At 57.1% G+C, this 6,874-nt stretch carries 7 protein-coding genes and 2 tRNA genes; 8 read left to right on the plus strand and 1 reads right to left on the minus strand.

What is annotated here, in order from left to right; translation table 11 throughout:
- Positions 1-125 precede the first annotated feature (125 nt).
- The 5 genes from ACN0SD_RS20595 to ACN0SD_RS20615 all read left to right on the plus strand — a co-directional run bounded on the left by ACN0SD_RS20595 (position 126) and on the right by ACN0SD_RS20615 (position 4,055).
- Positions 126-878, plus strand: a complete 753-nt coding sequence (locus ACN0SD_RS20595; RefSeq protein ID WP_417810043.1) for a tyrosine-type recombinase/integrase — start codon at positions 126-128, stop codon at positions 876-878.
- 44 nt (positions 879-922) lie between these two features.
- Positions 923-1,051 carry a hypothetical protein gene (locus ACN0SD_RS20600; protein WP_417810044.1) on the plus strand — a complete coding sequence of 43 codons (129 nt, stop codon included), beginning with the start codon at positions 923-925 and terminating at the stop codon, positions 1,049-1,051.
- Positions 1,052-1,191: 140 nt separating this feature from the next.
- A complete protein-coding gene (locus ACN0SD_RS20605; protein WP_417810045.1) occupies positions 1,192-1,938 on the plus strand; it encodes a hypothetical protein in 747 nt (248 codons plus the stop codon).
- A gap of 363 nt (positions 1,939-2,301) precedes the next feature.
- Positions 2,302-3,693, plus strand: coding sequence for a DUF5906 domain-containing protein (locus ACN0SD_RS20610; RefSeq protein ID WP_417810046.1), 1,392 nt, complete (start codon positions 2,302-2,304; stop codon positions 3,691-3,693).
- Positions 3,690-4,055, plus strand: a complete 366-nt coding sequence (locus tag ACN0SD_RS20615) for a hypothetical protein (RefSeq protein WP_417810047.1) — start codon at positions 3,690-3,692, stop codon at positions 4,053-4,055. Before ACN0SD_RS20610 ends, ACN0SD_RS20615 begins: the two co-directional genes overlap by 4 nt.
- 433 nt (positions 4,056-4,488) lie before the next feature.
- On the opposite strand, the gene ACN0SD_RS20620 is transcribed toward ACN0SD_RS20615, so the two are convergent.
- Positions 4,489-4,563 (minus strand) — tRNA-Gln (locus ACN0SD_RS20620).
- Between the two features lie 98 nt (positions 4,564-4,661).
- On the opposite strand from ACN0SD_RS20620, the gene ACN0SD_RS20625 reads away from it, so the two are divergent.
- The 3 genes from ACN0SD_RS20625 to ACN0SD_RS20635 all read left to right on the plus strand — a co-directional run bounded on the left by ACN0SD_RS20625 (position 4,662) and on the right by ACN0SD_RS20635 (position 6,455).
- A complete protein-coding gene (locus ACN0SD_RS20625; RefSeq protein WP_417810049.1) occupies positions 4,662-5,852 on the plus strand; it encodes an NAD(P)/FAD-dependent oxidoreductase in 1,191 nt (396 codons plus the stop codon).
- A gap of 26 nt (positions 5,853-5,878) precedes the next feature.
- The gene (locus tag ACN0SD_RS20630; RefSeq protein ID WP_417810048.1) at positions 5,879-6,337 is read left to right on the plus strand and encodes a GNAT family N-acetyltransferase; all 459 of its coding nucleotides are present in this window, start codon (positions 5,879-5,881) and stop codon (positions 6,335-6,337) included.
- 41 nt (positions 6,338-6,378) lie between these two features.
- Positions 6,379-6,455: transfer RNA gene (locus tag ACN0SD_RS20635), tRNA-Arg, on the plus strand.
- The last annotated feature ends 419 nt before the right edge of the window (positions 6,456-6,874 follow it).

Here is a 6,874-nt window from a genome sequence, read left to right on the forward strand (position 1 = left end):
ATTTGCCATTTTGCTTTTCGTCATAACCATCATCCTTACTTAAGTTGATGGTCTCCGACAAACTCGGGGCGATTCACTAGTCTAGCCTAGCCTGCACCCGCTCAGTTGCCCAACTGGGATGCCACGTGGGCAAGTCCTATCGGTTAAAGGGAGCCAGCCTAGATCGGTTGGTGGCGGCGAGTGAGGGTCAGACTATCAGCGCGGCCACGCAGCGACGTACGGTGGGGCAAGTCTCTCACTTCCTAGACTGGGCGGTATATGAGGGGCAGTTGACTTCAAACCCGTTCGCCACGGTGCGGGTGGAGGCAAAGAGCAAGCCTAGGCACTACGAGGCACTGAGCGACGGCGAGGTCACCCGCCTCTTGGCCCTTAAAGACGGCAAGATCGGGGTACTCTTCACACTCTGCTTGCTGACGGGGATGCGGGCGGGAGAGGCTTCGGGGTTAGTCTGGAGCGATTTGGTCTGGAAGGAGAACCTTGGCTGGTTCATCTGGATTAGACCCAATGAGGTGCGCTCACTCAAGACGGAAGCGGCGGAACGCTTTATCCCGCTGCACTCTGCCTTTGCGCCTATGCTTGATCGGCTGCCCAAAGACGGACGGCTATTTCCGGGGCTATCCGTCAACACGGTGACCAAGCGGTTTGCGATCCTGCGAGAGTGGGCTGGGATCACCCGGCAAGGCGTCGTCTTCCATTCCACCCGAAAGTGGTTCGTGACCCAGTGCGAGCGTGCGGGGGTACCTGAGCACTTTACAGCCTCAATCGTGGGTCACCAATCGGCGCGCTCAGAGAACCGCATGACCTATGGCATCTATTCAGCGGGGATCAGTGACGAGCAGAAGCGGGAGATCGTGGAGAAGGTGGGGCTGCCGACGTGAGGCCCATCCCTGATATCGCCGAGTTCGAAGAGAGGGCCGCTATCATGCAATATGATGGCGGTCTTTCTCGTAAGGAAGCCGAGGAGCGCGCAGCCAAAGCTCAGGGTTTTCGATCTGCAAGCCAGTACTGGGAAGTCTTGGCGGACTACGTGGTGAACCAAAGCCTGACCTGACCTGGACCCTGGCGGGAGACTGCCGGGGTCACTTCACTTTGCATTCTTTTTGCCACACGCGTCGCGTCAAACACACCGCAGTTGTTGGCTTTAGCACTGTCCTTGAGGCAGATTTGATGGATTAAAGGGAGAGGTAGTTGATGAGAGGTCTTTCGTACTTACGGACCATTTCAAGGGTTCCAGTCGTTTTCCTTCGATGGGCATGGCGGTTTCTCAAGGCAATACGATTTCTCGTGCTTTCGGTGCTGCTCGTAGCGTCGCTCTCTCTGAACGTCGCATCGGTCGCCTTCAGTTCAGTCGCCGTCGCAATGTCCATGGCATATGAAGCGGTGACGGGGGCGCGATCCGTAACCGGAAAGTTGCGTGACCAGATTCAGAGCGAAAAGCGGACTGCGACCGTTCTCGGCAAGCAGGTTGCCTCCAAAGAGCGCCGCATTGCATCCTTGTCTGCTGAAGTGAAGCAGTTGAAAACTCCGCGTGTCGTGTCCTTCAGGGGCAAAAAGAAAATGCTGAGTGAAGTGGTGGAGGAAACAACGAGCCACATCAGCGTCAGGATGGCGAAAGGGGCGTCTCTGAATTTAGGCTCGGCAGCCGCCGAGGCCATCCCGATTGCTGGTATCGTTGCCATGTTGGGGGTGACGGCATGGGACCTAAAATCCTCCTGCGATACGATGCGCGACATGCATGACCTGAACTTGGCGTTTAATCCCACCTCGGAGGCTGATCCTAACATCGCAGAGGTCTGCGGAAAGCGGGTTCCTACGCGCGGGGAACTATGGGCTGCGGTCAAAACATCACCTCATAAGGCATGGGGGTCGGCAAAGGATCTCATGCCTGATCTTCCCGAGTACCACATGCCAAGCATTGATTGGAGCTTCTGGAACTGATCCTCGGCCTTGGCGGGAGACTGCCGGGGCCCCCTCACTTTACTTTTTTCTTCCCAAGACGGACCCCAACGGGTCCGATGGGGGCAGCTAAGGGGTGGGCGCAGCAGGCTATGCCACGGGGGCTGAGCCAGAGCACTACGGCGGCGACACTAAAAGCACAGGTCTAACCCTTGGGTGCAGAGAAAATATCTTTGCAAATCTGGTGGTTAGTGTCTTCTTTCGGCGTCCCCCAGCAGCCTCTCCTCCCCCCGAAATTCCACCAGTGTGCGCTATAGGTAGGAGCTATCGAAATCAGCTCCTCCGATGAGGCCAATTTGAGGCCTCTTTATCAATCAAATCCTATAGATTTTTACGGAGAATTTTATGACGAATATTGTACACATACCGAACGCCAAACCTGCAATCGATCCAGCCCACGTTTCCATCCTCGCTAAGGCGGTCGCCAGTTGGTTTGTCCGGCGCGATGGCAAATACTATGACATTGATCGGCCAAACGTTGCGATCTCAAGGGTCGACGTGAAGCAAATCTGCGTTTCCCGCTTCAAGGACGAGTTTCCAGCCATCCCACTCACCAACGAACTTGCAAAGGCAGCCTTTTCTCTCTCCATGGAGCAGACCCACACGGACGCTGAGCGGATCGTAGCGGTCTGGAACGGTCAACGTGTCTGCCGCCCAGGGGATTCAAATCGCATCATCCGTGAACGTGGCTTGGCCTCGCTAAATAGCTGGACGGTGCCCGCCTATCGCACCCTCGGCGATATCAAAGCGGACTACGGCCCGGCTTCCGAGTTCTTCGATCGAATTTTTCCTCGAGAGGCCGAACGAGACATGATCCTCAACTGGCTCGCATGGAACCTGCAGCACGAAGACGATAAGCCAGCTTGGGCTCCCTTCCTGTTTTCCAGATCCAAGGGCTCAGGCAAATCTACTTTCTGCCAAATCGTGGCGCGGCTGTTCGGTGACGGTAATACCGTGGTCCAGAACAATGTCGATAAGCTGACCTCAAAGTTCAACATGACGGCGCTTCAGAGCAAGCTCGTCATATCCGAAGAGTTGCAGCTTCGACCGGACTCCACCCAGAGCAATACGCTAAAAACCTATATCACCGAGCGCACGACCCTGTCGGAACTGAAAGGGTGCGAAGCCGAACGAGTGGATCAACGCTGCTGCTTTATCTTCACCACCAACCATCTGCCGATCTGGATCGAAGCCGAAGACCGCCGTTACTATGTGGTTGAAGTCGAGCATGACGGTCACGCCAGCGGACCGGAGTCTCAGGCATTTCGCGCCCTAGTCGAACGGGTTCTGCTCCAACTCGACGATCCCAAACAACTCGCAGCACTTTATCTCGCTCTCATGACCCGAGCTATCCCCGCCACGTTCAGCGCCAAGTCTCTGAACATCGAGAATGATGGAACTGAGGTGATGAAGCGTATCCAGAGTGCAACCCGTCAAGTTTCGGTGGATCAACTGGAAGAGTTCCTGAGCACCAAGAAAATCAATGCCTTGCCTGAAGCGGTTGTGACTATCTTCGTGCGAGATAAGCTGCACGCCAATATCAATTCGACCCGGCACATGATGAGCGAACTCGGGTGGAGCAAGCAGAAGGTCAAGTGGGGAGGTGTCGATTACGCTCGGGCTATATGGGTTCGTCCAGATTTTGTGGTCGAACGCGGTAATCTCCTTGGAACAGATGGTTCGACCGTCGCCATTGCCGAACATCTCGCTCTGCTAGAACCGGATATCGAGCTATGAACTTTGTGCTCCAAGACGATTCCGAGCTCTGGCTGACTGATATCTTGACCAATCACTACGAGGAGGCCCGTTCGCGGGCCCTCTCACTTATTGCAGAGGCAGAAAAGACCGAAACGGGCTGCATCGTGACCCCCACCAAGTCCCGCCGCAAAGTTCGTTTCCGGGGGCACCAGACGACGGCTTACCGGTTCATCTACTGTGTCTTGACGCGCACTCCAGCAAGTTTCGAAGACGTCATCCGTCACCGATGCCATAACCCGCTTTGTATCAACCCCGAGCACCTAGAGATTGGCAGTCGAGCCGATAACAAGCACGATGACTGGGAGTTTGCGGCTTATGGTGTGGACTTCAACCTGCTCTAGCGCGTGGTACCGCCCTCGGCGGGGGCCTTTAGGGGCTCCCGTTGCTACCGAGAGGGCCTTGTCTGGCGCTGACTAGATATAGCCCTGATCGCTCAAGCTGCGGGTCAAGTCGTCCTGCCGCAAGCTCTTGATAAATCGAAGAAGACTTGGCGGGCTAGGACGATGTAGTCCGGCATCGCTGCCATAGGCGACTGTGTATCAACCCGGATCATCTGCCGGGCGGCTCGCGTGTAGAGCCCCTACAGGACGCGCGGGGGCCGCGAATGGGGGTCAACTTAGGGGCTTCTTTGGCCGTCCGTGACGCTGAGCTAGCAAAACTAGAAAAACCGATACCCGACTTGCCCACGTGTTGGGGCAAAAACTGGGGCATCGTCCCTTGTGGTGCTTCCCGAGATCGCGATCTTAGGAACGGGTCTTGCGCGCTGAAGGAAGTTGGCTGGGATGGTAGGATTCGAACCTACGGTACACTGTACCAAAAACAGTTGCCTTACCACTTGGCTACATCCCAACTTGGCGCGGTTTCTAGCTAAGGAGGCGCGGCGCTGCAAGGGAAAAATCATGCAAATTTCGATTGCGTGTAATCGCGAGCTCGGGCAAGTGGCTGACATGGAAACCACTGATGTCGTCATTCTGGGTGCAGGTGCCGCTGGCCTTATGGCCGCGATCGAGGCTGGGCGGCGTGGGCGCCGTGTCATCGTGCTCGATCATGCGCGCGCTCCGGGAGAGAAAATTCGCATCTCGGGCGGCGGACGGTGCAATTTCACCAACCGCGCGCTGACTAGGCAAAACGCGATGGCGCGATTTTTGTCGGCCAATCCTCGCTTTGCACTGTCGGCACTGTCGCGCTACACGCCCGACGATTTTATCGCCCGGATCGATGCGGCGGGGATTGCCTGGCACGAAAAACATCTGGGTCAGTTATTTTGCGATGGCAAGGCGACTCAGGTGGTCGATCTGCTGGTGCACGATCTGCGCACGGCGGGGGGCGAGCTTCGCTTGCAGACCGCCGTTCAAAGCGTGACGCGCCGGGGGAGCGATTTTGAGGTCGCAACCTCAGCCGGGCCGATCCTTGCGCAATCGGTGATCGTGGCGACGGGAGGCAAGTCCATTCCCAAAATGGGCGCGACTGGCATCGGCTACCAGATCGCGCGCGATTTCGGGCTGGGCCTGATCGAGACCCGCCCTGCCCTCGTGCCGCTGACCTTCGCTGAACAAGATCTGGCGCGCTCGAGCCCGCTTTCCGGGATCGCGCTGGAGGCGCGGGTGACGCATGGCAAAATCGGCTTTGACGAAGCGCTCTTGTTCACCCATCGCGGGCTTTCCGGGCCTGCAATCTTACAAATCTCCAGCTATTGGCGCGAGGGCGACACGATTGCGGTCGATCTGATGCCGGGGCGCGATATTGCCGCCGATCTGGCCGATCAACGCGCCAGCACGGGCAAACAGGCGCTGCACAACTCACTTGCGCGCCACATGCCCGACAAGCTGGCGCAGTATGTCGTGGCCGATACCGGGCTGACGGGGAGGTTGGCCGATCAGCCCAACACCGCGCTGGCCAAGATCGCCGAGCGGGTGCATCGCTGGCAAGTCTGCCCTGTTGGGTCTGAGGGCTATCGAACCGCCGAGGTCACGTTGGGCGGCGTTGATACCACTGATCTGGATGCCAAAACCATGCAGGCGCGCGCCGTCGAAGGGTTGTATTTCATCGGCGAAGTGGTGGACGTGACGGGCTGGCTTGGCGGGTATAATTTCCAATGGGCCTGGGCCTCGGGTTGGGCGGCAGGACAGGTCGCATAAGCGCCGACAGGGATAGGAGAGACGAAATGATCACGATCACTGCGCAATCGCCGTTGCAGCCGGATTTGGCAGAGCTGCATGCGCGTCACCATCACGCGATGCATGTCGACACGCCCCCCGAGTCGATCCACATGATGCCCCCCGATGCGTTGGCGACACCCGAGGTTGCATTTTTCGTGATGCAAGAGGGCGCGGCAGTCATCGGCATGGGGGCCTATAAACGCCTCACCCCCGAACACGGCGAGATCAAGTCGATGCATGTTCTGGCCGAACTGCGCGGACGAGGACTTGCGCGCCAGATGCTCGATCATCTGATTGCGCAGGCCCGCGCCGACGGGATCACCCGCCTCAGCCTTGAAACCGGCACGCAACCCTCGTTTGAGGCTGCTCGCATCTTGTATCTGCGCGCGGGCTTTCAGGAATGCCCGCCGTTTGGCAGCTACCATGAAGACCCCAATTCAGTATTCCTCACCCGCGCGATCTAAACTTGCACGCCCGCGAAATCTGTCGCATCTAAGCACCCTGCGGTCCCTTAGCTCAACTGGATAGAGCAGCTGACTTCTAATCAGCAGGTTGAGGGTTCGAGTCCTTCAGGGATCGCCATTTTATTTTTTAAAACAATAGCTTATAGGTCCCTTTAACTTGAGCGCCTTTGTGGTTGTGTTTGCCGGAAGCATGGCGGAAGCAACATGAATGGAATCATTTGTTGCCAACTCGCAACGATTGCGAGAGCTATCTGTCGAGATGAAATAGGCGGGCGGCAGTCTCTCACCATGAGGAGCCAGAGCCGCATGGCCTTTTCCTGCTGTGCCGCGTCGCGGTGGTGGACAATTAACGAGAAGGCCAAATCGGTGTGTTCTTTTCTGTGCGATAGCCGATTAAAAATCGTCAGATGCCATGCTCGAGAGCTCTCTTCGTCCAGATGTGCCCATATGGCGATACGGGCCCTTGGCGCGCAAAGCGCGCGCACTTTACATGGACTGGGCAAAAAGTTGAGGAATTGAAAAATGGCGACTGTAAAA

This window comes from Thioclava sp., assembly GCF_048263065.1.
Classification (GTDB): Bacteria; Pseudomonadota; Alphaproteobacteria; order Rhodobacterales; family Rhodobacteraceae; genus Thioclava.